Consider the following 22,594-nt stretch of genomic DNA (forward strand, 5'->3'; position numbering starts at 1 on the left):
TACATTATATGTCTAGGCAATATTTTGTAGCTAACTATCTAATGATAGACACTATGAGGCTGTTAACAATTTTTTTCAAGGTCGACCTTGTACAAATTGTTATAATATAACAATTATTTTTCAAGTAAGAAAAAACCCCACATTGGGATGACCAACATGGGGTTATAAATTAAACAGTTGCGGCTAAAACTACACTTTTTTACAGAACGCTCAACTTACTTGAGTTTGCTTCCAGATGACAAGTTGCACCCAAGCATTCTCTAATTCGGTTAGCTCTTCTTGAGTAAGCGTAGAAATGCTCGACTTTGCACTGTATTTTTCTGCCCATTTATCAGATCGGACATGAGTATGGAACTCTTTCTTTAAATTTGAGATTACGTTATCCACAGATACATCCTTATATAGCAGTGCTTAGCCTTTATAATCGGTCAATGTTACAAAATACAGGTCAATTGGTAAACAGTAATACACAATTTTTATGAGCTCTTCCTAACACTTTTTACTGATAAATATATAAATAAGAGAAATAATAGGCTCGGTAGCAACCAAAGTAATAGATTTGAAACCTTCATCGCCGGCTTATAAAGTACAAATTCACCAAATCTTTCCGTCATATATCGAGTAATCTCATTATTACTCTTCCCTGCTTTCACCATATTGAACACAACAAGGCGTAAGTCTTTTGCTATTGGTGAGTTGGATTCAATCAGATTTTGATTTTGACATTGTGGGCAGCGTAACGTTTTCGCCAAGCTAATAGCACGTTGCTGTTGTTCTGGGTTTTCAAACTCAAACAGTTCAACTTGAATACTCGTCTCTGTATTACTGGCAGTAAACAGATCTTCAGCCATGGTTGAAAGGCTAATCACTAAAAGAGCTGACAGCATAAACAAGGTTTGTATTAGAGACTTCATCATCCATTCACACCATCAAAATACATCGCAAGCTCATCTTTCCATACCATTTCATTAATCACGCCCAATAGCTTTTTAATGATCTGGCCATTGGCATCAACCAAATACGTTTCAGGTGTGCCGATTACGCCCAACTCTAACGCTAACTTGCCTTGAGGGTCACTGATCACGGTTAAGTACGGGTTGCCATCGTTCGATAACACGTTAATCGCAGCCCCAGAGTTATCTCGATAATTAAGCCCAACGATGGGAATGCCTTTATCGTGAAGTTGAAGCAAAAATGAATGTTCGGTTTTACATATCCCGCACCAAGATGCCCATACATTAACCAGTTGATAAGGGTGCTGCGTGACATCAGTAAGCGTAATTTTCTGCTGACCATTGACGCCTTCACTATTCACTAACGCAGTCGATGTAAATTCTGGAAATGCCCTTTGTTGTTCAGACACAATGGTCGACTGCTGCTTATTATCAAGTGCAAAGACAAATCCCAGCACCACAATCAATGCTAAGGCAATTAGAGTAATTAGCTTGTTACGAACGCTGGTATGCATACTGTGACGCCTTAACGGTTTTCTTTTTACGATGAGTCAATGAGAGCAAAGCGCCGATAATGGAGAACAGCCCACCAAACCAGGTCCAGCGCGCATACGCCTTATACTGAACACGAAATGCGTAAGCGGTGGAATCGACTTTCTCGCCCATGGTGATATAAACATCGCCATGCCAGAACCACTTCATTGCAGGCTCACTCATGTTCATAACACGAACTTGGTAGTGTCTTCTTTCTGGCGAAATAGGAAAGCACTGCTCGCCAGACTCTAGGCTGAGTATCGCTTTTTCTGCAGTAAAGTTTGAAGCGACATACAACTCCGTATCACGATGAGAAAGCGTCCAATCCATGAATTCGACTTCTACACCCGGGCTTAACTTATAGCTGCGCTCAAACGAGTGGTAGCTATTCATCGCGGCACCTATCGCTAATACTGCGACACCCACATGCGCCAACGTCATCACCCATACTTTGCGTTGAAACTTAGAGTTGCGCGTTACCGCTAAGCCGTAAACATGAGTCAGGGCTACCCAAAACGCAAGTGACCATGTCATTAGCACCATCACTTGGATCGCTTCAACTTGCAAAACATAAGTTACAAAGCCAAGACAGAGAGACAATAAGGCAATAATTCCAATCACACCTTTCGACGCTTGAGGTTTGATACTGAGCAATGGCGCTAACCCTATCACTCCCATCGCAAGCAGAGCCAATGGCGCAATAAGAAGATTAAAGTAAGGTGCGCCCACAGAGATATTTCCAAGGCCAAGTAATTCAAAAACCATTGGGTAGAAGGTACCAAACACCACCACCGCCGTACCCAGTACAAATATAAGTACCGCCACTAAACTCAAAAAACTTTTACTCGCAAAGCTAGTGATTGGATTCGACTCGAAAGATTCACCACGAACAATAAGAAGAGAAAACGAACTCACTAACACCAAAACCAGTATCAGCAACAGCGCGATACCTTTGGTTGGGTCAACAGCAAAAGCATGAACGGAAGTGAGGACGCCAGATCGAACAATAAAAGTACCGAGGATACTTAAACAAAACGTAATGAAAGCAAGGCTAAGTGACCACTTCAGCAACTGTTGCTTGCCTTTAGCAACACCCAAACTGTGCAATAGAGCGGTTGATGTTAGCCAAGGTAATAGGCTGGCATTTTCTACCGGGTCCCAGAACCACCAACCACCCCACCCTAACTCGTAGTATGCCCACCAAGAACCAAGAATGATCCCTGCGGTTAAAAAGATCCAAGCGACCAAACAACAACTGCGACAATGAGCGACCCAATCGAACTCAATCGGATCCACCAGCAAAGCGGCCACAGCAAATGCCAGCACCACAGAAAAGCCGACATAGCCAAGGTAAAGCAATGGCGGGTGAAAAATCAGACCGACATCTTGCAACATTGGGTTAAGGTCACGCCCTTCTAGCGGCAAGATCGAATTCATTTCAAACGGATTTGATGCGAATAACGTGAACCAAGCAAATATCGCGAGCAGTAGGTTCATCACCCACAGCACTCGGCTTTGGTATTCATTCGAATAGTGTTTTTGTAAGGCGATCACGCCAGACCAGACGCTGATCGTCAGTACCCAAAACAACAAGGAACCTTCATGTCCTGCCCATACGGCCGCAAGCTTAAAAAATGAGGGTAATTGAGTATTTGAATGCTCAGCTACATATAAGATAGAGAAGTCATCACTGATAAAGGCATAGCCAAGCAACGCGACAGAAGTGAGAGAAAACAGCGCGCTTGAAAGAGAGAAACTGCGGATTAAACCTAGATTTTGCGTCCGTTTATTTAGCATTTGGTAAAACGAATGCACACCAATAATGCTGCTGAGTACAGCAACCAACACCAAACTAAACAGCCCCAAAGAACCGACCATATCACCTCAATAAGGCTCCGCTTGAGCAGAGCCGATCTGAACACCCATCTCATGTTTATTAAGAACATGTTCATTAATAAGCAGATATTTAGTATCCAACATCTGCTCACTAATAAACTTGAGCGAAATTAAGCTATCGTTAACTGCCCTGCATAAAGGACAAAAGTTCGCAGCATTAATACGCCCATTAGGCTTAGTGAAGTCACCGAGAAAATATACACCGAGCTATGGCGGATCGAGGTTGGTGTAACGGCATTCAGCAACAACGGTAAAACCATGCCAACACCGATAACTCCATACCAGAACCAACTCGCCCAGAAACCACTGCCGATGGCGTTCCATACGGCTTGCTCACTTTGACCACCAGCGAAGATAAGCCCAGTAAAGAAAGTAATCAGAACAAACAACTCAAACATCACGACCGGACGTTCGAACCCATGGATCCATGAAATACTCGGGCTATGAGGTGATTCCTTAAAGACCAACACACCAAATAAAATACATGCCGCCGCTCCCGAGGATAAACTCGAGAATAAGAACAATATCGGCAACACTGGGTTATTCAGCATTGGGAAGGTATTTAGCGCAGAGAGTAAGAAGCCAGTGTAAGCCGCAAGTAATAGCGCAAGCACAGCTAAGAATATTTCAAAAACATTCTCAAAAGATTCTAATTTGCCAATCCAGTTACTGACAAAATCGAGTCGCCCTTTTAACCATGCTTGATCACTCAAGAATACGGCAATCTGATTTCGGAATATAATGCCGATCCAAACAAATAGGATCACCATATACACTTGGAATAAGATCACACCCATCGACATCACTGACGTCGGATTATAAAAGATCATGATCTTCCAAAATGATAGTGGTTTCGTCAGGTGGAAAACCAAGATCAATAAACCTGAGATGATCCCGAATGGTGCTAGAAAAGCCGTTGCCTTTAATACACCATTATTCGCTGGATCGTCCTCAATCACCTTTCTCTTAAGGTAAATCGAGATCATCACTGCACCCGCTGACATACCCGCCAAAAACAGATAGATAGCAATGATCCAGTCCCAAACCACGGTACCTGATTGAAACGCTGTATCCCATGCACTCATAATCAAATCTCCCCTTTTTGGTGTGGCACTTTATAGAGTTTTGGCTGAGTACCTAGATAAGCCTTATCTCTGTAAACCACTTCAGATTTAAGTACCTGGTTTATCTCGCTCTTAGGGTCATTTAAGTCGCCAAATATCAGCGCATTGGTAGGGCAAGATTCAACACAAGCAGGTAATTTACCTTGCGCAAGATTGGTATCGCGGCAGAAGTTACATTTGTCGGCCGACTTATTCTTAGGATGGAAGAAGCGCACTTGATATGGACAAGCTAGCAGGCAATAACCACAGCCGACACACTTCTCTTTATGTACATCAACAATTCCTGTCTTCTCATCTTTATAGGCGGCGCCTGTTGGGCAAACCATCACACAAGGTGCATTATCACAATGTTGACAAGAGTTACGAGTGAAACGGTAATCAACATTTGGATATTCACCTTGAGGTTCGCTCTTTATGATTTCTAAGCGCGATACGCCTTCAGGCACTTTGTTTACTTCACGACACGCCTCAGTACAAGCAGTACAGCCAATACAAGCGGTTTCGTCATGAACCATTCCGTAACGCTTGGTGCCATCTTCCTGAACATTAGCCAGCGTTTTGCGGCTTGTAACCGCTGCAGTACCTGCAACACCAGTTGTGAAAATAACGGCACCCGCGCCAGCTAAAAAGTTTCTTCTTGAGCAGCTCATAGATTACTCCCCTTCTTTCTTCTGGTTGAAGTCTGAATGGCAATCCACACACAGCTTGATGGTTTGCTTTTTATCTAAGCCAAGCACCTTCGCTTCACTCGCATGCACATCGTGACAGTTTGAACACGTTAAGTTTTGTGCGTGTACGTCATGAGTCCAACTCGCTTCGCGCAGATCATCAGGCTTATGACAATCTATACATTGGCTGTTGGCATCTAGGATTAAGCTAGGATCGAGGAAAACCTTTTCGGTTCCGGGTTGTGATTGAGCCGCGCGATACTTCACCACCTCAGGTGCACCATCACGGTGATCGGGGCCAATAGAACTATGACAATCTGTGCAATTCACTTCACGGCCAAGCAAAGCGTGCGCACTCTCACCATGTGAACCAAATACCGTTTCTTTAGAATCTTTATGGCATTGGACACACTTGTAATCTTTGTCACGTATTAATTCGACTTCATGTCTTGTTGACTCTCCTACTGGCGTAACAGCAGGCTCTGCAACAGCATGAATGGAATAACCATAGAGGCAGAATGCTAGAAGGGATTTAAGCATTATGACTATGGCCAATTTAATATTGCCCATTTTATCCTTTCCTTATACCGGCATTATTTAACTCTCAACTAAATAATATTCCGGTTAAACAAAAGTACCCTTAAACGATATTATTACCGCTTAAATGATATCAATTCTTATTTTGGATAAGCCACAACGCTTTCTATATTTAGAATATACCCCTAATTAGGTAAAGCGAAATATACAAAGGGTAATATGTGAACACAATCACCCTATTTATAGTGAGGGCATGTCGGGTAATTATTTGTTATATATGATAATAATTCTCAATAAGACCAGTCTAACTTGACGTCCACATACCCCTTTAGGGCTATATAAACTTCAACGTGATTGAAGTCACTGTCATTAATTGATCTAAAACAAGCAAACATCCGACACGTAACAAAATGTGTTTATTTATGAATTAATATAAACAGCAATTCTCCAGTTCTTAATTTGAATAGCAAACTCACAACGCTTGGTATAAAAATCAGTATATTGGAGATATCACTGTGAAAAAGCATTGGATACGTAATTCCGTCACAGCATTATTAATGGTTAGCGCATCACTAGTAAGCGCGACCAGTTTTGCTGCGTCTGAACAAAAAGAAATTGGTGATCCTCGTAACGACCAGTTCGAGCAAAACCACCCAGATCAATACCATTCATGGAGACAAACGTCAGAGAGCGAAGCCATTGAAGACGCACTAAAAGAAGATCCAAACATGGTTATTCTATGGGCGGGCTACGGTTTCGCGAAAGACTACAACAAAGCCCGCGGCCACTTTTATGCGGTTGATGATGTAAGACAAACCCTGCGTACTGGCGGACCAACCGACGAAAATTCAGGCCCAATGCCAATGGCGTGCTGGAGCTGTAAAAGCCCAGACGTAGCACGCGTTATTGAAGAGCGTGGTGAAGACGGCTACTTTGAAGGTAAATGGGCTCGTCTTGGCAGCGAGATAGTCAATCCAATTGGTTGTGCCGACTGTCACGATACTCAAAGTGAAGGCTTTAAAAATGGCGAACCTGCACTAAAGATCACTCGTCCTTATGTTGAACGTGCGTTCGATGCGATTGGGAAGAACTTCGAAGAGCAAGGTCGCTTTGATCAGCAAGCCTCTGTGTGTGCTCAGTGTCACGTGGAATACTACTTCACGGGTCCAACAAAAGGTGTGAAATTCCCTTGGGATAAAGGGACGCGTGTTGAACAGATGGAAGAGTACTACGATCAGATTGGTTTTAAAGATTGGACACATAAAGTCTCTAAAGCACCAATGCTAAAGGCTCAGCACCCAGGTTACGAAACTTGGCGTGAAGGTATTCACGGTAAGAACAACGTCGCTTGTGTTGACTGCCACATGCCTAAAGTGACGAAAGAAGACGGTACCGTTTACACCGACCATAAAGTAGGTAACCCGTTTGACCGCTTCGAAGACACTTGTGCTAACTGCCATACTCAATCTAAAGAGACCATGCGTAACATCGTTTCAAGCCGCAAAGCTCAAGTACTAAACATGAAGCTGACCGCTGAGAAACAAATCGTAGCCGCTCACTTTGAAGCAGGCGCAGCATGGGAAGCAGGCGCAACAGAACAAGAGATGGCACCTATCTTACAAGATATTCGTCATGCGCAATGGCGTTGGGACTACGCTATCGCATCTCATGGTGTTCACATGCACGCGCCTGAAGTAGCCCTAGAGGTTCTTGGAACGGCGGTTGACCGCGCAGCAGACGCGCGAACTAAGATTGTTCGTCTACTTGCGAAGAAAGGCATTACCGATCCAATCGAGATTCCAGATATCTCAACCAAAGAAGCCGCTCAGAAAGCGCTAGGAATGGACATGGATAAGATGAATGCTGAGAAGCAACACTTCTTAGACACCGTGGTTCCTAAGTGGGAAGAGCAAGCTGAAAAGCGTGAAGCTAACTACGAATACTAGTTCCTTCAAATAGACCAATAAGATAAAACCAGTCACACTGTAAAGGTGTGGCTGGTTTTTTAGATTTGGGCGCACTCAACCGTCCCAATTTCACATTACCTTTTAGCTAATTCAAGGAACAAAGAATGAAGCACTTACTTTCGCTTTCGGCATTATGCATCGCATTAACAAGTTCAGGACTTCACGCCTCAGAACGAGCAGAAACAGGGTGGGAAATGATTGAGGAAGGTGCGCTGGTCGTTGATGTCAGGACACCAGGAGAGTTCAAGCAAGGTCATCTGGACAATGCGATTAACTACCCTCTTTCTGAAGTCGCTACGCACTTTGCCAGCATAGACAAAGCTCAACCTATCGTTTTGTATTGCCGCAGTGGTAACCGCTCAGGACAAGCCTATCAATTCTTACAAGCTCAAGGGTTTACTCAAATCCACAACGCAGGTGGCCTGATTGAAATGCAGGAAAGTAAATAGCCAAAGGCTAACGATTAACGATTAACGACTAGCGATTGGGCCAAGCTTAACGGATCATCTGTTTGGCTTGGTTGATCGAGTGGATAATAGAAACACGATCAATCCCCTTCTGATTAGAGTCGAGAATTTGAGTCCAAGCATCGATCGCTTGTTGATAGCGCATACTGATGAAGTGATCGGTCGCGATTAACATCAAGGCCGTTCGATCGTTCGGATCAAGATCCATAGATTGCTCTAGCAGTTTGTTGACGTCATCACTCATCGCTTGTGAACTGAGATAATAAAGTGCGGTAGCTTTAGCGGCATACAAGCCTGAAGGCGCTTGAGGGTCTAAGCGAATCGCGTAGTCGTAACAGGTAAACGCCGCATCAAACTCCCCTTTCTGCATATAAACACCACCAAGCTTAAACCAAAGGTCTGATTGATTAGGGTCTTGCTCCAGGCTCTGCTGAAGTTCATTTTGGAAATCTGTTGCTGTATAGCTGCTGTCGTCACTTGAAGTAAGTTGAGGGGCTTCTTGTTTCATCTGAGACCAAACCAGAATGCTGGCTAATATCGCCACACATGAAATAAGGAGGTTGCCTTTAAGATGACTGGTTTTTCTGTTTGATGCGATCACGATTGCCACTAGAAATAGGCTCATTAGCAGCAAAGCAATCAGTAACCAGATATCCATTCCATTCTCCTTTCATTGACGCTTTACTGTACCTTTTTCTCACTAAAACAATATTGATCGAGGTTTAGCTATTGGCTTTTAAACAAGTCACAGCCAAATTCTAGGTAATAAAAAACCGAGCACAATGGCTCGGCTTTTTGTCTCAACTTCTATTTATAGAAGTGAAAGATTACTCAGTGTCTTGCTCGCTATCAGAAGCGTCTGATGCTTGCTCTTCACTTGATTCAGAAACGACTGCTGCTTCAGCGTTTGCTACTTCAGCTTCGCCTTCAACAACCTCAGCTTCTTCTACTTCGTCGATACGTTGTAGACCTACAACGTTCTCGTCGTCAGAAGTACGAATCAGTGTTACACCTTGAGTGTTACGACCAACTTGGCTCACTTCCGCAACGCGAGTACGTACTAGCGTACCTGCGTCGGTGATCATCATCATTTCGTCGCCTTCTTCAACTTGAACAGCGCCAACAACTGGGCCATTACGTTCAGAGACTTTGATAGAAACCACACCTTGCGTTGCACGGCCTTTCGTTGGGTATTCAGCTAGTTCAGTACGCTTACCGTAACCGTTTTGAGTCACAGTTAGGATATCGCCTTCGTTAGAAGGAACAATCAACGATACTACTTGATCGTCTTCTGGAAGCTTCATACCACGAACACCAGAGGCAGTACGGCCCATTGCACGTACTTTGTCCTCGTTAAAGCGAACAACTTTGCCCGATTTAGAGAACAGCATGATGTCGCTATCACCGTTAGTGATGTCAACGCCAATCAGTGAATCATCGTCACGTAGGTTAACTGCAATTAGGCCGTTAGCACGTACGTTTGCGAATTGATCCAGTGATGTCTTCTTAACTGTACCGTCACCCGTTGCCATGAAGATGAATTTCTCGTTAGAGAACTCAGAAACTGGCAGGATAGCCGTAATACGTTCACCTTCTTCTAGAGGAAGAATGTTCACGATAGGCTTACCACGAGCAGTACGACTTGCTAATGGCAGTTGGTAAACTTTCAGACGGTATGTCTTACCACGAGTAGAGAAACATAGGATGTTATCGTGAGTATTAGCAACAAGCAGACGCTCAATGTAATCCTCATCTTTCATCTTAGTTGCACTCTTACCTTTACCACCACGACGCTGAGCTTCGTAGTCGCTTAGGATTTGGTACTTAACGTAACCTGCGTTAGAAAGCGTTACTACAACGTCTTCTTGAGCAATCAGCTCTTCCATGTCGATGTCATGAACTGCCGCTGTGATTTCTGTACGACGCTCGTCGCCATAGATTTCACGTACTGCTTCAAGTTCTTCACGGATAACTTCCATCAAACGCTCAGTGCTTGCAAGAATGTGCATTAGCTCAGCGATTTCTTCTAGAAGGGCTTTGTACTCGTCTAGAATCTTCTCGTGCTCAAGGCCTGTTAGGCGGTGAAGACGAAGTTCTAGAATTGCTTGTGCTTGTGTTTCCGTTAGGAAGTATTGACCATCGCGGATGCCGTATTGGTCTTCTAACCAATCAGGACGAGCTGCGTCAGTACCTGCACGCTCAAGCATTGAAGCAACGTTACCAAGATCCCAACCACGAGACACTAAACCAACTTTAGCTTCTGCTGGTGTTGGCGCGCTCTTGATCAGTTCAATGATTTCATCAATGTTAGCAAGTGCTAGAGACAATGCTTCAAGGATGTGTGCACGGTCGCGTGCTTTCTTCAATTCGAAGATAGTACGACGAGTCACAACTTCGCGACGGTGGTCTACGAAGCACTTAAGCATGTCTTTGATGTTGAACAACTGTGGTTGACCGTTATTCAACGCAACCATGTTGATACCGAAAGTCGTTTGCAGTTGAGTTTGAGCGTATAGGTTGTTAAGAACCACTTCGCCTACTGCATCACGCTTACATTCAATAACAATACGCATACCGTCTTTATCAGACTCGTCACGCAGTGCACTGATGCCTTCTACTTTCTTATCTTTAACCAGTTCAGCAATCTTCTCGATCAAACGAGCTTTGTTTACTTGGTAAGGGATCTCAGTAACGATAATGGTTTCTTTACCATTCTTCTCTACTTCGATATCCGCTTTTGAACGCATGTAAACCTTACCGCGGCCAGTCTTGTAAGCATCTACGATGCCTTTACGACCACTGATAAGTGCTGCTGTTGGGAAGTCAGGACCAGGGATATAGTCCATTAGCTCATCAATAGTGATATCTTCATTATTGATAAATGCTAAACAGCCATCAACAACTTCACCAAGGTTATGTGGTGGGATGTTGGTAGCCATACCTACTGCGATACCAGAAGCACCGTTTACCAATAGGTTAGGAATTTTTGTAGGAAGTACTGCTGGAATTTGTTCTGTACCATCGTAGTTCGGTACGTAATCCACAGTTTCCTTATCAAGGTCAGCCAGGAGCTCGTGAGCAATTTTCGCCATACGAACTTCGGTATAACGCATTGCAGCCGCGGAGTCGCCATCGATAGAACCAAAGTTACCTTGGCCATCAACTAGCATGTAACGCAGTGAGAACGGTTGCGCCATACGAACAATAGTATCGTATACAGCACTATCACCATGTGGGTGGTATTTACCGATTACATCACCTACTACACGAGCAGACTTTTTATATGGTTTGTTCCAATCATTACCTAGTACATTCATCGCGAACAAAACGCGGCGGTGTACAGGTTTTAGGCCATCACGCACATCTGGAAGGGCACGACCAACGATGACGGACATCGCGTAGTCTAGGTATGAACCTCTAAGCTCATCTTCAATATTTACGGGCGTGATCTCTTTCGCTAGATCGCTCATAGAGCCATTTTCCCTCTATAGTCAGATCGTATTTTTGAATACGTATAAGACCGAAAAATATAACACAAATTTACCTACGGAGGCATCACTTTCCCTCTCCTTTTACCATCTTGTGACCCTTGTAGCCAATCAATTGATGAGAAATTGCACCTCCGCATCATATCTTGCTGAAACATGGTCACTTTACATCCAATAAACTAGCAAAATTGTAGATCTTCTGGTCAGTGCGAAAAGGCAAGTTATAATGCCTGCAATTTCATGGATGCATTATTTAACTTGGAAATGCCGATTATGACTAAATCACAGAACGTAGACCCAGCAGAAATCAAGAAATTCGAAGACATGGCGTCACGCTGGTGGGATCTAGAAGGCGAATTTAAGCCACTACATCAAATCAACCCACTGCGACTAAATTACGTATTAGAGAAGACTGAAGGCCTATTTGGTAAGAAAGTCCTCGATGTTGGCTGCGGCGGCGGTATTCTTGCAGAAAGCATGGCGGTTGAAGGTGCGATAGTGACAGGCCTAGACATGGGTAAAGAACCGCTAGAAGTCGCGCGCCTTCACGCATTAGAAACGGGCACCAAGCTCGATTACATCCAGAGCACTATCGAAGACCACGCAGAACAGAACCCACAGACGTACGATGTGGTAACGTGCATGGAAATGCTTGAACACGTTCCTGACCCACAATCTGTTATCACTGCCTGTTCGAAATTGGTGAAACCGGGCGGCCACGTGTTCTTTTCTACATTAAACCGTAATTTCAAATCTTACTTGTTTGCGATTGTTGGTGCAGAGAAGCTATTGAGGATCGTTCCAGAAGGCACTCATGAACACGAGAAGTTCATTCGCCCTGCTGAACTTATCAAGATGGTCGATAACACTCCGCTGCAAGAACTAGGGATTACAGGGCTGCACTACAATCCTCTTACGGACACTTATCGTTTAGGCACAAATGTAGACGTAAACTACATCGTCCACACGCAAAACTTTGGCTAAAAAATATCGGTAGCCCTACCGTAAAACCTTTTGTAAAAAAGACGAATGAAAAGAGTTGCAATTACCATAACTTTGCGACTTTTTTCAGTCTAAATTTCGTGCGCTAGCTTCCATTTTGACCACCTCGATTTAAATTTAATCGCCTAAAATCAATCGCCCATTTTGGCCAAAGATCAAGGAATTTTTTTTTATGGGCGTGCAAAAATAAAGCATCATTAAAAGCCGACTTTTATACAATCAAGTCACATATAACCTCATCAGTTAGTGGTCACTTACAGTTTTTTTTCAATCCACCACTTATCCACAAGCAACCCCATTTCTTTACCTTGAAAAATATCAGTTGTAGCACTATCTTGTAACCCAACAAACAAATGACCCCTATATGTTGTGTTTGAACTACAATGTATGGGTAGACCAAGATCACAAAGCCGAAACGTAATTTACAAAAATTACACAGAAATACACAAAAACACGGCCTTGTTCAGTTTTGTTAGGGAAATTAAGCAGAATGAACCAACAACTTACTGTTACCAAGCGTAACGGGCGCAAAGAAACGATCGATCTAGAGAAGATCCATCGCGTGATTACATGGGCAGCTGAAGGCTTGCACAATGTTTCTGTATCACAAGTAGAATTGAAAGCTCACATTCAGTTTTACGATGGCATCACCACTACTGACATTCATGAAACTATCATCAAGTCAGCAGCGGATTTAATCTCTGAAGAGACTCCTGATTACCAATATCTAGCAGCACGTCTGTCTGTATTCCACCTACGTAAAAAAGCGTACGGCGAATACGAGCCGCCTGCACTGTATGACCACGTTGCAAAACTGGTTGATATGGGTAAATACGATAGCCACCTTATGGAAGATTACACGAAAGCTGAATTCGAAGAGCTTGACGAGTACATCGACCACAAACGTGACTTAGACTTCTCTTACGCAGCGGTTAAGCAGCTCGAAGGTAAATACTTCGTGCAAAACCGTGTAACGAAAGAAATCTACGAGAGTGCTCAGTTCCTTTACATTTTAGTTGCTGCGTGTCTATTCGCTAAATACCCGAAATCGACTCGTCTTGACTACATCAAACGTTTTTACGACGCATCGTCTACGTTTAAGATTTCTCTACCTACACCGATCATGTCTGGTGTACGTACGCCTACTCGTCAATTCAGTTCTTGTGTACTGATCGAGTGTGGTGACAGCCTTGATTCAATCAACGCGACAGCAAGCTCAATTGTTCGTTACGTATCTCAACGTGCTGGTATTGGTATCAACGCAGGTCGTATCCGTGCGCTTGGTTCTGAAATCCGTAATGGTGAAGCGTTCCACACAGGCTGTATCCCTTTCTACAAATACTTCCAAACAGCAGTAAAATGTTGTTCTCAAGGTGGTGTTCGTGGCGGTGCAGCAACGGTATTCTACCCACTATGGCACGGTGAAGTTCAGTCTCTATTAGTACTGAAAAACAACCGCGGCGTTGAAGAGAACCGAGTTCGTCACATGGATTACGGCGTACAGCTGAACAAGCTTATGTACTCTCGCCTAGTTCAGGGTGGCAACATCAGCCTGTTCTCACCTTCAGACGTACCTGGCCTTTACGATGCGTTCTTCGAAAACCAAGACCGTTTTGAAGAGCTATACGTTAAGTACGAAAACGATCCTTCAGTGAAGCGTGAAACGGTTAAAGCCGTTGAGCTTTTCTCTCTGCTAATGCAAGAGCGTGCTTCTACTGGTCGTATCTACATTCAGAACGTTGACCACTGTAATACACACAGCCCGTTTGATTCTGAAGTAGCACCTGTTCGTCAATCGAACCTATGTCTAGAAATCGCGCTTCCTACTAAGCCACTTTCTAACGTAGAAGATGACGAAGGCGAAATTGCACTATGTACGCTTTCAGCATTCAACCTTGGCGCAATCAATGAACTGGACGACCTAGCAGAGCTTTCTGAGCTGGTTGTTCGTGCTCTAGATGCACTGCTTGATTACCAAGACTACCCGCTTCCAGCTGCATACAAGTCGACAATGAACCGTCGTACTTTAGGTGTAGGTGTAATCAACTACGCATACTACCTAGCGAAGAATGGTGTTAAGTACTCTGATGGCAGCGCGAATGGCCTGACTCACCGTACTTTTGAAGCAATTCAATACCACTTGCTAAAAGCATCTGTTGAACTAGCGAAAGAGCAAGGCTGTTGCCCATCTTTCCACGAGACCAACTACGCGAAAGGCCTACTGCCAATCGATACTTACAAAAAAGATATCGACTTAGTATGTGAAGAGCCACTGCACTACGATTGGGATTCTCTACGTGAAGAGATCATGGAGCACGGTCTGCGTAACTCTACGCTAACAGCGCTTATGCCTTCTGAGACATCGTCTCAAATCTCGAACGCGACTAACGGTATCGAGCCACCACGTGGTTACGTATCAGTGAAAGCATCGAAAGACGGCATCCTTAAGCAAGTGGTTCCAGATTTCCTAAATCTTAAAGAGAACTACGAGCTACTTTGGAACATTGGTTCTAACGACGGTTACCTACACCTAGTGGGTATCATGCAAAAATTCGTTGACCAAGCTATCTCTGCAAACACTAACTATGACCCAAGTGTTTACGACAGCGGTAAAGTACCAATGAAGAAGCTGCTTCAAGACCTACTAACAGCGTACAAGTACGGTGTTAAGACGCTTTACTACCATAACACTCGTGATGGTGCTAAAGACGATCAAGGCGATGCAGTTCAAGTGCCGGAAGAAGATTGTGAAGGCGGCGGTTGTAAGATCTAAACCGCAATAAACATTAAGACCCCAGAGAAGAGTTATCTTCTCTGGGTTTAAAGCATTAACAGGGTCCGTTTTATTACGGGTCTTTAAAGGATTTGAGGCATTTATGGCTTACAGTACTTTTTCTCAGCAAAAAAATGACCAACTAAAAGAACCAATGTTCTTGGGTCAGTCGGTAAACGTTGCACGTTACGACCAACAAAAATTCGAAATCTTCGAAAAGCTTATCGAGAAGCAGCTTTCTTTCTTCTGGCGTCCAGAAGAAGTAGACGTGTCTAGCGACCGTATCGACTACAACAAGCTTCCTGAGCATGAAAAGCACATCTTCATCTCTAACTTGAAGTACCAAACGCTTCTAGATTCAATCCAAGGCCGCAGCCCTAACGTTGCCCTACTTCCATTGGTATCTCTACCAGAAGTTGAAACTTGGATTGAAACTTGGTCTTTCTCTGAAACGATTCACTCTCGTTCTTACACGCACATCATCCGTAACATCGTGAATGATCCAGGCGTAGTATTCGACGACATCGTTGAAAATGAAGAGATTCTGAAGCGTGCTAAAGACATCGCTTTCTACTACGACGACCTAATCAAGCTAACGGCTGACTACCACCGCTACGGTGAAGGCAACCACAGCATCAACGGCGAAGACGTCAAGATTTCACTTCACGACCTGAAGAAGAAACTTTACCTATGTCTAATGTCTGTAAACGCACTAGAAGCGATTCGTTTCTACGTAAGTTTCGCATGTTCATTTGCATTCGCTGAGCGTGAGCTAATGGAAGGTAACGCGAAGATCATCAAGCTAATCGCTCGTGATGAAGCCCTTCACCTTACTGGTACACAGCACATGATCAACTTGCTACGCAATGGTCAAGATGATTTTGAATTCATGCAGATCGCTGAAGAGTGTAAGCAAGAGTGTTTCGACCTATTCAAAGAAGCGGCTGAGCAAGAGAAAGAGTGGGCAGAATACCTATTCAAAGATGGCTCTATGATTGGTCTGAACAAAGACATTCTTTGCCAATACGTTGAGTACATTACCAACATCCGTATGCAGGCTGTTGGCCTAGGTACGGCTTACCCAGCAGCAACGTCGAACCCAATTCCATGGATCAACGCTTGGTTGTCTTCAGATAACGTTCAAGTTGCTCCACAAGAAGCAGAAATCAGTTCTTACCTAGTTGGCCAAATCGACAACGAAGTAAAAGCTGACGACTTTGAAGGATTTGAGCTGTAATGCCAACAATCAAAATCAACAAACTGACTTCGATTGAATCTAACCCTTCAAACACTCTATTGGAAACAATGGAACAAGCTGGGTTAGAGCCAGAATACAACTGCCGAGATGGTCACTGTGGCGCTTGCCGCTGCACGTTGGATTCTGGTGAGGTCGAGTACGTTGGTTTTGCTATGGCTTACACGCAAGGTAATGAGATATTGCCTTGTATCTGTAAAGCAAAGACTGAGCTATCGCTGAGTAACGTTATTCATAGAAACAAGCAAAAACGCGCATAAGCCAGCTGGCTTTAGGTCACTTTGTTCGAATATCGTCAATAAGAATCAAAAAAGGGTCCGCTTCCTTTAGGAATGCGGACCCTTTTCTATTTATGTCTTTAGGTATCTAAAGCGACTCGTCTATCACTCAACCAAATCTTCCTGTTGGCTTGTGTCATACAAAGCCAAACGTTTATTGCTGAGTCAGGTTAAGAGTCACGGAGCCAATATAACAAGCGCTTCGGCACTCTCCACAGCCGTTACACTTATCTTTGTCCACTGTAGGCAACTCTCCTACTTCGATGTGTATTGCACCAGCTGAACACGCCGTTTGGCATGCTGAACAGTCCATTTGCATGTAATTATTGCAGCTATCCGCAAAGCTCGGCTTGAGGTCGATATAAGGCGTGACCGTTGGATGAAGTGCGCCGGTCGGACACACTTCAGTGCATTTGTTACACATAGAACAACTGTTGTAATCCAAATTCAGCAGCGCACTGCCCTCTAGCATCTCAATAACGCTATTTGGACACGATTGTTCACACAATCCACAACCGTCGCAAAGACGCTCAAACAGCACCTCATCGACCGCTCTTGGCGGTCTTGCATGCAAGCGCTGTGATATCTCTTCATAATTCGCGGCTGCTTTAACCGGTTTAGAAAGTCGAGTTAAGAAACCGCGTCTATTTGAATTTATTTGTTCAGACATTAGTCGATATATAACTTTTTAGTAGCAACGTTTAAATTATATTCAGATATTAAGTACTTAAACCAATCGATTACATCAACCGATAGCTTTTTATAAAAAGATAACTCTGATGCTTTATTTAGTTTTTCTAAATAAACAGAAGACCAAGTTAATAAGTGACCCTCAAGTAATTCACCAGCTGAATTAATATTATTATTTTCTAACAAATACGCATGAGCGAATAACATTAAACCAAATTGATCTTCCGGCTCTCTTAACCCAGTGTCTAATTCAATCTGATTCAATTCTAAAAACTGGCGATACTCAACCGTAGAAGCACCAAACACAACGCGGTCTTTATCTAGGTACACAGAACCCCAAGGCGGAGCTGGCATGTCTCCAACGCCTTCAAACAGGCGGCTGAACTCTGCTGCGAGCGCATCTTCGTCTTCGCTTCTTAATGCCTGCAAGCATTCTTCAGAGAGTACTTCGCTCTCAACCAAAGCTTCGACAATGGTGATTAACTGTTCTTTACTTGTCGCTTGATAAAATAGCGAACCCAACAATTTATGCGTATCGATAATCATTATCATTTATACCGTTATAGGTTTAAAGATAATTATATTAATTAACTCATTTCATTCTTTGATCTATTTTATACATTCAATTCATAAACTTTAAATTCCACACTTATTTGATGCCAATCAATCAATAATTCGAAATAAATACATAAAGAACAAACTACCTATAAAGTGCTAGCTATCAATAGTAAAAGGCATCTTAGAATGACGAATAAGAAAGAATCTGGGGTAATGAATCTTACTCGAAGAGGCTTCATGAAAGCTTCCTCTGCAGTAGGTAGTGCAGCTGCACTTGCGGGCGGTATTGCATTACCTTTCAAATCCAAACCAGTAGCGGCTGCAGTTGCTGAAAATGTGGATGAGAAAATCGTATGGAGTGCATGTACAGTAAACTGTGGCTCTCGCTGCCCACTGCGTATGCATGTACAAAACGGTGAAATCAAATACGTAGAAACAGACAACACAGGCACTGACGAATACGGTCATCACCAAGTTCGTGCGTGTCTGCGTGGTCGCTCGATGCGCCGCCGTGTTTATAACCCAGATCGCCTAAAGTACCCAATGAAACGTGTGGGTAAACGTGGTGAAGGTAAGTTTAAGCGTATTAGCTGGGAAGAGGCTTATGATGAAGTCGCTGGCACCATGCAACGCCTTATCAAAGACTACGGTAACGACACTATCTACCTAAACTACGGTACAGGTACGCTGGGCGGCACGGTTACTAAATCTTGGCCACCAGCTCAAACGCTGATTGCTCGTCTAATGAACCTAAGTGGTGGTTACTTAAACCATTACGGTGACTACTCAACAGCGCAAATCACGAAAGGCTTGAGCTACACCTACGGCGGTTGGGCAAACAACAACTCTTTCTCTGATTTAGAGAACACTAAACTTAACATTCAGTTTGGTAACAACCCTGCTGAGACGCGTATGTCTGGTGGCGGCCAGATCCACCACTACGTTGAAAGCAAAAACAAATCAAACGCAAGAACGATCATCATCGACCCTCGCTACACCGATACTGCCGGTGGCCGTGAAGATCAATGGATCCCAATTCGTCCTTCTACAGATGCGGCATTGGTAGCGGGTCTTGCACACGTGATGATCACTGAAGACCTTGTCGACCAACCGTTCCTAGACAAATACTGTGTCGGTTACGATGAGAAGACCCTTCCTGCATCAGCGCCTAAAAACAGCGACTACAAATCTTACATCCTAGGTTTAGGTGAAGATGGCGTAGAGAAGACACCAGAATGGGCTTCTAAGATCACGGGTATTCCAGTTGACACCATCGTTAAGCTTGGCCGTGAAATGGGCACAGCGAAACCATGTGCGATTCACCAAGGTTGGGGCTTACAACGCACTGCGAACGGTGAACTAGCGTGTCGTGCAATCGCGATGCTGTCACTGCTCACTGGTTCTGTGGGCGTATCAGGCGGTTCAACAGGCGCTCGTGAAAGCGACATCAACATTCCATTTGTGCGCTTCCCTACTGTGCCAAACCCAGTTGAAACGTCTATTTCAATGTTCATGTGGACAGACGCGATTTACCGTCACCATGAAATGACCGACATCACTGATGGTGTTCGCGGTGCAGAGCGCCTTAAGAACCCAATCAAGATGATCTGGAACTACGCAGGTAACTGCATCATTAACCAACACTCAGACATCAACAAGACTCACGCGATTCTTCAAGATGAAAGTGCGTGTGAAATGATTGTCGTGGTTGATAACCATATGACGTCTTCAGCGAAGTACGCCGATATCATCCTGCCAGACTTAACAACGTCTGAGCAAGACGACTGGTGTATGGACGGTAAAGCGGCGAACATGCCTTACTTCATCTACGCGCAGAAAGCGATTGAGCCTCAGTTTGAAGCAAAATCTATCTACGAGATGTGTACTCAGCTTGCGAAACGAATGGGCGTAGAAAAAGAGTTCACCGAAGGCCGTACTCAAGAGCAATGGATTGAGCACCTTTACGCAGAAACTCGTAAGAACGATCCAACACTGCCAACCTTCGAAGAGATGAAAGAGCTGGGTATCTACAAACGTAGCTACGACCACCACTACATCGCTTATGAAGATTTCCGTAAAGATCCTGAAGCGAACCCACTGACCACACCAAGTGGCAAGATCGAGATCTACTCAGAGCAACTGGCTGATATCGCGAAGACTTGGAAGCTGAAAGAAGACGAAGTGATTCACCCACTTCCGATTTACGCGGACTCTTTCGAAGGTCATAACGACCCACTAGCAGAGAAGTACCCACTTCAGCTAACCGGTTTCCACTACAAGGCTCGTACTCACTCGACTTACGGCAACGTTGCAGAAATCAAAGCAGCAGCACCGCAAGAGTTGTGGATCAACCCAATCGATGCAAAAGAACGTGGTATTGAAAGCGGCGACATGGTGAGTATTTTCAACGACCGTGGCGAAGTACATATTCCAGCGAAAGTGACACCTAGGATTCTTCCTCGAGTTGTCGCACTAGGCGAAGGTGCATGGTACGCACCAGATGGTCAGAAGATCGACCATGCAGGCTCTATCAACGTGCTGACGACTCAGCGCCCGAGCCCACTTGCTAAGGGTAACCCTCAGCATACAAACCTAGTTCAAATCAAAGCGCTAAAGAAAGCATAAGGTAGGTTGGAATGAAACAATACGGCTTTTACATTGATTCAAGTAAATGCACGGGTTGTAAAACCTGTCAGCTTGCTTGTAAAGATTATAACGATCTAGACATCAAAACGAACTACCGTCGCGTATACGAATATGCCGGTGGTGGCTTCACTCAAGATGGTGATACCTGGGTTCAGAAAGATGTCTTTTCTTACTACCTATCTATCGCTTGTAACCACTGTACTAACCCAGCGTGTGTGAAAGTGTGTCCTTCGGGCGCAATGCACAAACGTGATGAAGACGGTTTGGTTGTGGTTGATGAGAGCGTATGTATTGGTTGTCAGCACTGTAGCAATGCGTGTCCTTACGGCGCACCACAATACAATGCTAAGAAAGGTCATATGACGAAATGCGATGGTTGTTACCAACGTGTTTCTGAAGGCAAACAGCCTATCTGTGTTGAGTCTTGCCCACTTCGTGCATTGGAGTTTGGTGAAATCAATACACTTCGTGAGAAGTACGGCTCTGGTGCGGATGTGGCTCCACTGCCATCTTCAACAGAAACGCTACCAAACATCGTGATTAAGCTGAACAAAAACGCGAAGCCGACTGGCGATACCAGCGGTCACCTAGCAAACCCGAAGGAGGTGTAAGATGATTTTTCATGAGTGGTCTTTAATCTTCTTTACGGTGCTGGCGCAAACTGCGGTTGGTGGTTACTTACTGATTGGCGCACGTGCACTGGTACTTGGTCATGACGAAGAGAAGCTGAACAGCTACAAGGTTCCAATGTTTATCCTATGGGTACTGATGGGTCTTGGCTTCATGTTCTCGACAACGCACCTTGGCTCTCCACTGCGCGCGTTTAACGCTTTTAATCAGCTAGGTTCGGCTTGGTTGTCTAACGAAGTGTTCTTCGGTGCGGCATTCTTCGCTGTCGGTGGCCTGCAATGGTTACTGTCGGTAGTCAAGAAAGGTGGCGTTGCTATCCAGAAAGCACTGATGGTTGGCGCGATGGTACTGGGTGTTATCTTCATGTACGCGATGATCAACGTATACATGATCAACACAGTACCGACGTGGGACAACATCTACACACCACTGAGCTTCATCATGACGATGGTTGTGGGTGGCTTGCTGTTATCTAAGTTCGTGATTGTATTCGCAAACGACAGCCGCTTTACGGTTGACCGTAACATCACCATGTTGGCTGTTATCGCTGTTGCTATCAGCTTGCTTGTGACAGTAGGAAAACTGAACCTAATCGGAGACATCCAAACTTCAGCGGCAAAAGCGTCTGAGTTAGTCGATGGTTTAGGTAGCTATGTGATTCTTCAAGTGGCACTGCTAATGGCAAGCTTGTTGATTTGGATTCTACCTATGCTGAACAAAGCAAAAGTGAACCCAGTTAACCTTGGCTTAGCACTAGTATTGTTCTTGGCTTCAGAGTTAATCGGCCGTGGTTTGTTCTACAGCCTACATATGACAAGCGGTTTGTAATCGAGTTCTTACAGACATGAGTTGCGTGTAAACATCGCTGCTTGTTTGGTTATCTAGAAGGCTAGATAAACAAAAGGCCCAACACCTATTTAGATGTTGGGCCTTTTTATTTCGTTTTTTCTAGCGTTTTTAATACAGACTTAGCGAGTTCGCTTACATCGTTAGCTTACATAGCTACTTAATGATAGCCGCTGGAATAAACATGTCTTTTAATCGCTTAACCGAAGAATAAGTACCAAACATCGGTTTGTTATCTAAATGCCTTCTCAGCATATCGGCGGCAACGGTCTTAATCACGTT

General features: G+C 44.1%; 20 protein-coding genes. 9 read left to right on the forward strand and 11 right to left on the reverse strand.

Features of this window, described 5'->3' with window-relative positions:
• Window positions 1-210: 210 nt before the first annotated feature.
• The 7 genes from AB4512_RS00285 to nrfB form a co-directional block, all read right to left on the reverse strand.
• Window positions 211-387 (reverse strand): hypothetical protein, encoded by a 177-nt coding sequence (locus AB4512_RS00285; protein ID WP_017063565.1) that lies wholly within the window; start codon window positions 385-387, stop codon window positions 211-213.
• An 89-nt stretch (window positions 388-476) separates the two neighbouring features.
• The gene (gene nrfF / locus AB4512_RS00290) at window positions 477-917 is read right to left on the reverse strand and encodes a heme lyase NrfEFG subunit NrfF (protein ID WP_017063564.1); all 441 of its coding nucleotides are present in this window, start codon (window positions 915-917) and stop codon (window positions 477-479) included.
• Window positions 914-1,468 carry a DsbE family thiol:disulfide interchange protein gene (locus tag AB4512_RS00295; protein WP_372130286.1) on the reverse strand — a complete coding sequence of 185 codons (555 nt, stop codon included), beginning with the start codon at window positions 1,466-1,468 and terminating at the stop codon, window positions 914-916. The genes nrfF and AB4512_RS00295 overlap by 4 nt, the downstream gene beginning before the upstream one ends.
• On the reverse strand, window positions 1,449-3,365 hold the full coding sequence (locus AB4512_RS00300; RefSeq protein WP_372174112.1) for a heme lyase CcmF/NrfE family subunit: 1,917 nt from the start codon (window positions 3,363-3,365) through the stop codon (window positions 1,449-1,451). Before AB4512_RS00300 ends, AB4512_RS00295 begins: the two co-directional genes overlap by 20 nt.
• 128 nt (window positions 3,366-3,493) lie before the next feature.
• Window positions 3,494-4,468: a cytochrome c nitrite reductase subunit NrfD gene (gene nrfD, locus AB4512_RS00305; protein ID WP_372174114.1), complete on the reverse strand. Its 975-nt coding sequence runs from the start codon at window positions 4,466-4,468 to the stop codon at window positions 3,494-3,496.
• A gap of 2 nt (window positions 4,469-4,470) precedes the next feature.
• Window positions 4,471-5,157 carry a cytochrome c nitrite reductase Fe-S protein gene (nrfC, locus tag AB4512_RS00310; RefSeq protein ID WP_017060985.1) on the reverse strand — a complete coding sequence of 229 codons (687 nt, stop codon included), beginning with the start codon at window positions 5,155-5,157 and terminating at the stop codon, window positions 4,471-4,473.
• A gap of 3 nt (window positions 5,158-5,160) precedes the next feature.
• Window positions 5,161-5,745, reverse strand: coding sequence for a cytochrome c nitrite reductase pentaheme subunit (gene nrfB / locus AB4512_RS00315; RefSeq protein WP_008222036.1), 585 nt, complete (start codon window positions 5,743-5,745; stop codon window positions 5,161-5,163).
• A gap of 482 nt (window positions 5,746-6,227) precedes the next feature.
• On the opposite strand from nrfB, the gene nrfA reads away from it, so the two are divergent.
• Together nrfA and AB4512_RS00325 are read left to right on the forward strand one after the other, a co-directional pair.
• Entirely contained in the window at window positions 6,228-7,658 is a 1,431-nt protein-coding gene (gene nrfA, locus AB4512_RS00320; protein ID WP_029235145.1) for an ammonia-forming nitrite reductase cytochrome c552 subunit, read from the forward strand.
• Between the two features lie 125 nt (window positions 7,659-7,783).
• Window positions 7,784-8,128 (forward strand): rhodanese-like domain-containing protein, encoded by a 345-nt coding sequence (locus tag AB4512_RS00325; protein ID WP_372174116.1) that lies wholly within the window; start codon window positions 7,784-7,786, stop codon window positions 8,126-8,128.
• A gap of 46 nt (window positions 8,129-8,174) precedes the next feature.
• Here the strand turns inward: AB4512_RS00325 and AB4512_RS00330 are convergent, their stop codons facing one another.
• Together AB4512_RS00330 and gyrA are read right to left on the reverse strand one after the other, a co-directional pair.
• Complete coding sequence (locus AB4512_RS00330; protein WP_372174117.1) at window positions 8,175-8,804, reverse strand: tetratricopeptide repeat protein; 630 nt, start codon at window positions 8,802-8,804, stop codon at window positions 8,175-8,177.
• 169 nt (window positions 8,805-8,973) lie between these two features.
• Entirely contained in the window at window positions 8,974-11,616 is a 2,643-nt protein-coding gene (gyrA, locus tag AB4512_RS00335; protein ID WP_017072500.1) for a DNA topoisomerase (ATP-hydrolyzing) subunit A, read from the reverse strand.
• A 258-nt stretch (window positions 11,617-11,874) separates the two neighbouring features.
• On the opposite strand from gyrA, the gene ubiG reads away from it, so the two are divergent.
• The 4 genes from ubiG (at window position 11,875) to yfaE (ending at window position 16,924) form a co-directional block, all read left to right on the forward strand.
• Window positions 11,875-12,618 carry a bifunctional 2-polyprenyl-6-hydroxyphenol methylase/3-demethylubiquinol 3-O-methyltransferase UbiG gene (gene ubiG, locus AB4512_RS00340; protein WP_017060991.1) on the forward strand — a complete coding sequence of 248 codons (744 nt, stop codon included), beginning with the start codon at window positions 11,875-11,877 and terminating at the stop codon, window positions 12,616-12,618.
• 508 nt (window positions 12,619-13,126) lie between these two features.
• On the forward strand, window positions 13,127-15,409 hold the full coding sequence (nrdA, locus tag AB4512_RS00345; RefSeq protein ID WP_372174119.1) for a class 1a ribonucleoside-diphosphate reductase subunit alpha: 2,283 nt from the start codon (window positions 13,127-13,129) through the stop codon (window positions 15,407-15,409).
• Between the two features lie 103 nt (window positions 15,410-15,512).
• A complete protein-coding gene (nrdB, locus tag AB4512_RS00350) occupies window positions 15,513-16,646 on the forward strand; it encodes a class Ia ribonucleoside-diphosphate reductase subunit beta (protein ID WP_017063554.1) in 1,134 nt (377 codons plus the stop codon).
• Window positions 16,646-16,924, forward strand: coding sequence for a class I ribonucleotide reductase maintenance protein YfaE (yfaE, locus tag AB4512_RS00355; protein WP_010438115.1), 279 nt, complete (start codon window positions 16,646-16,648; stop codon window positions 16,922-16,924). Before nrdB ends, yfaE begins: the two co-directional genes overlap by 1 nt.
• Window positions 16,925-17,096: 172 nt before the next feature.
• Here the strand turns inward: yfaE and napF are convergent, their stop codons facing one another.
• The gene (gene napF, locus AB4512_RS00360; RefSeq protein ID WP_017060994.1) at window positions 17,097-17,612 is read right to left on the reverse strand and encodes a ferredoxin-type protein NapF; all 516 of its coding nucleotides are present in this window, start codon (window positions 17,610-17,612) and stop codon (window positions 17,097-17,099) included.
• A complete protein-coding gene (locus AB4512_RS00365; protein ID WP_017060995.1) occupies window positions 17,612-18,178 on the reverse strand; it encodes a molecular chaperone in 567 nt (188 codons plus the stop codon). The genes napF and AB4512_RS00365 overlap by 1 nt, the downstream gene beginning before the upstream one ends.
• A gap of 198 nt (window positions 18,179-18,376) precedes the next feature.
• Here AB4512_RS00365 and AB4512_RS00370 point away from each other — a divergent pair, with 198 nt between their 5' ends.
• The 3 genes from AB4512_RS00370 to AB4512_RS00380 are packed head-to-tail and all read left to right on the forward strand — an operon-like array spanning window position 18,377 to window position 22,294.
• The gene (locus tag AB4512_RS00370; protein ID WP_017060996.1) at window positions 18,377-20,815 is read left to right on the forward strand and encodes a DmsA/YnfE/YnfF family dimethyl sulfoxide reductase; all 2,439 of its coding nucleotides are present in this window, start codon (window positions 18,377-18,379) and stop codon (window positions 20,813-20,815) included.
• An 11-nt stretch (window positions 20,816-20,826) separates the two neighbouring features.
• A complete protein-coding gene (locus AB4512_RS00375; protein WP_004733360.1) occupies window positions 20,827-21,447 on the forward strand; it encodes a DMSO/selenate family reductase complex B subunit in 621 nt (206 codons plus the stop codon).
• A 1-nt stretch (window position 21,448) separates the two neighbouring features.
• On the forward strand, window positions 21,449-22,294 hold the full coding sequence (locus AB4512_RS00380; RefSeq protein WP_372174120.1) for a dimethyl sulfoxide reductase anchor subunit family protein: 846 nt from the start codon (window positions 21,449-21,451) through the stop codon (window positions 22,292-22,294).
• Window positions 22,295-22,594: the final 300 nt, after the last annotated feature.

The organism is Vibrio sp. 10N.222.52.B7 (genome assembly GCF_041474275.1).
In the GTDB taxonomy this organism is placed as follows: Bacteria; Pseudomonadota; Gammaproteobacteria; order Enterobacterales; family Vibrionaceae; genus Vibrio; species Vibrio crassostreae_C.

Excerpts from the sequence above, each read along its gene's own strand:
- nrfF (WP_017063564.1), bottom strand. The coding sequence starts at position 917 with ATGATGAAGTCTCTAATACAAACCTTGTTTATGCTGTCAGCTCTTTTA.
- AB4512_RS00295 (WP_372130286.1), bottom strand. The coding sequence starts at position 1,468 with ATGCATACCAGCGTTCGTAACAAGCTAATTACTCTAATTGCCTTAGCA.
- AB4512_RS00300 (WP_372174112.1), bottom strand. The coding sequence starts at position 3,365 with ATGGTCGGTTCTTTGGGGCTGTTTAGTTTGGTGTTGGTTGCTGTACTC.
- nrfD (WP_372174114.1), bottom strand. The coding sequence starts at position 4,468 with ATGAGTGCATGGGATACAGCGTTTCAATCAGGTACCGTGGTTTGGGAC.
- nrfC (WP_017060985.1), bottom strand. The coding sequence starts at position 5,157 with ATGAGCTGCTCAAGAAGAAACTTTTTAGCTGGCGCGGGTGCCGTTATT.
- nrfB (WP_008222036.1), bottom strand. The coding sequence starts at position 5,745 with ATGGGCAATATTAAATTGGCCATAGTCATAATGCTTAAATCCCTTCTA.
- AB4512_RS00325 (WP_372174116.1), top strand. The coding sequence starts at position 7,784 with ATGAAGCACTTACTTTCGCTTTCGGCATTATGCATCGCATTAACAAGT.
- AB4512_RS00330 (WP_372174117.1), bottom strand. The coding sequence starts at position 8,804 with ATGGATATCTGGTTACTGATTGCTTTGCTGCTAATGAGCCTATTTCTA.
- gyrA (WP_017072500.1), bottom strand. The coding sequence starts at position 11,616 with ATGAGCGATCTAGCGAAAGAGATCACGCCCGTAAATATTGAAGATGAG.
- ubiG (WP_017060991.1), top strand. The coding sequence starts at position 11,875 with ATGGATGCATTATTTAACTTGGAAATGCCGATTATGACTAAATCACAG.
- nrdA (WP_372174119.1), top strand. The coding sequence starts at position 13,127 with ATGAACCAACAACTTACTGTTACCAAGCGTAACGGGCGCAAAGAAACG.
- nrdB (WP_017063554.1), top strand. The coding sequence starts at position 15,513 with ATGGCTTACAGTACTTTTTCTCAGCAAAAAAATGACCAACTAAAAGAA.
- yfaE (WP_010438115.1), top strand. The coding sequence starts at position 16,646 with ATGCCAACAATCAAAATCAACAAACTGACTTCGATTGAATCTAACCCT.
- napF (WP_017060994.1), bottom strand. The coding sequence starts at position 17,612 with ATGTCTGAACAAATAAATTCAAATAGACGCGGTTTCTTAACTCGACTT.
- AB4512_RS00365 (WP_017060995.1), bottom strand. The coding sequence starts at position 18,178 with ATGATTATCGATACGCATAAATTGTTGGGTTCGCTATTTTATCAAGCG.
- AB4512_RS00370 (WP_017060996.1), top strand. The coding sequence starts at position 18,377 with ATGACGAATAAGAAAGAATCTGGGGTAATGAATCTTACTCGAAGAGGC.
- AB4512_RS00375 (WP_004733360.1), top strand. The coding sequence starts at position 20,827 with ATGAAACAATACGGCTTTTACATTGATTCAAGTAAATGCACGGGTTGT.
- AB4512_RS00380 (WP_372174120.1), top strand. The coding sequence starts at position 21,449 with ATGATTTTTCATGAGTGGTCTTTAATCTTCTTTACGGTGCTGGCGCAA.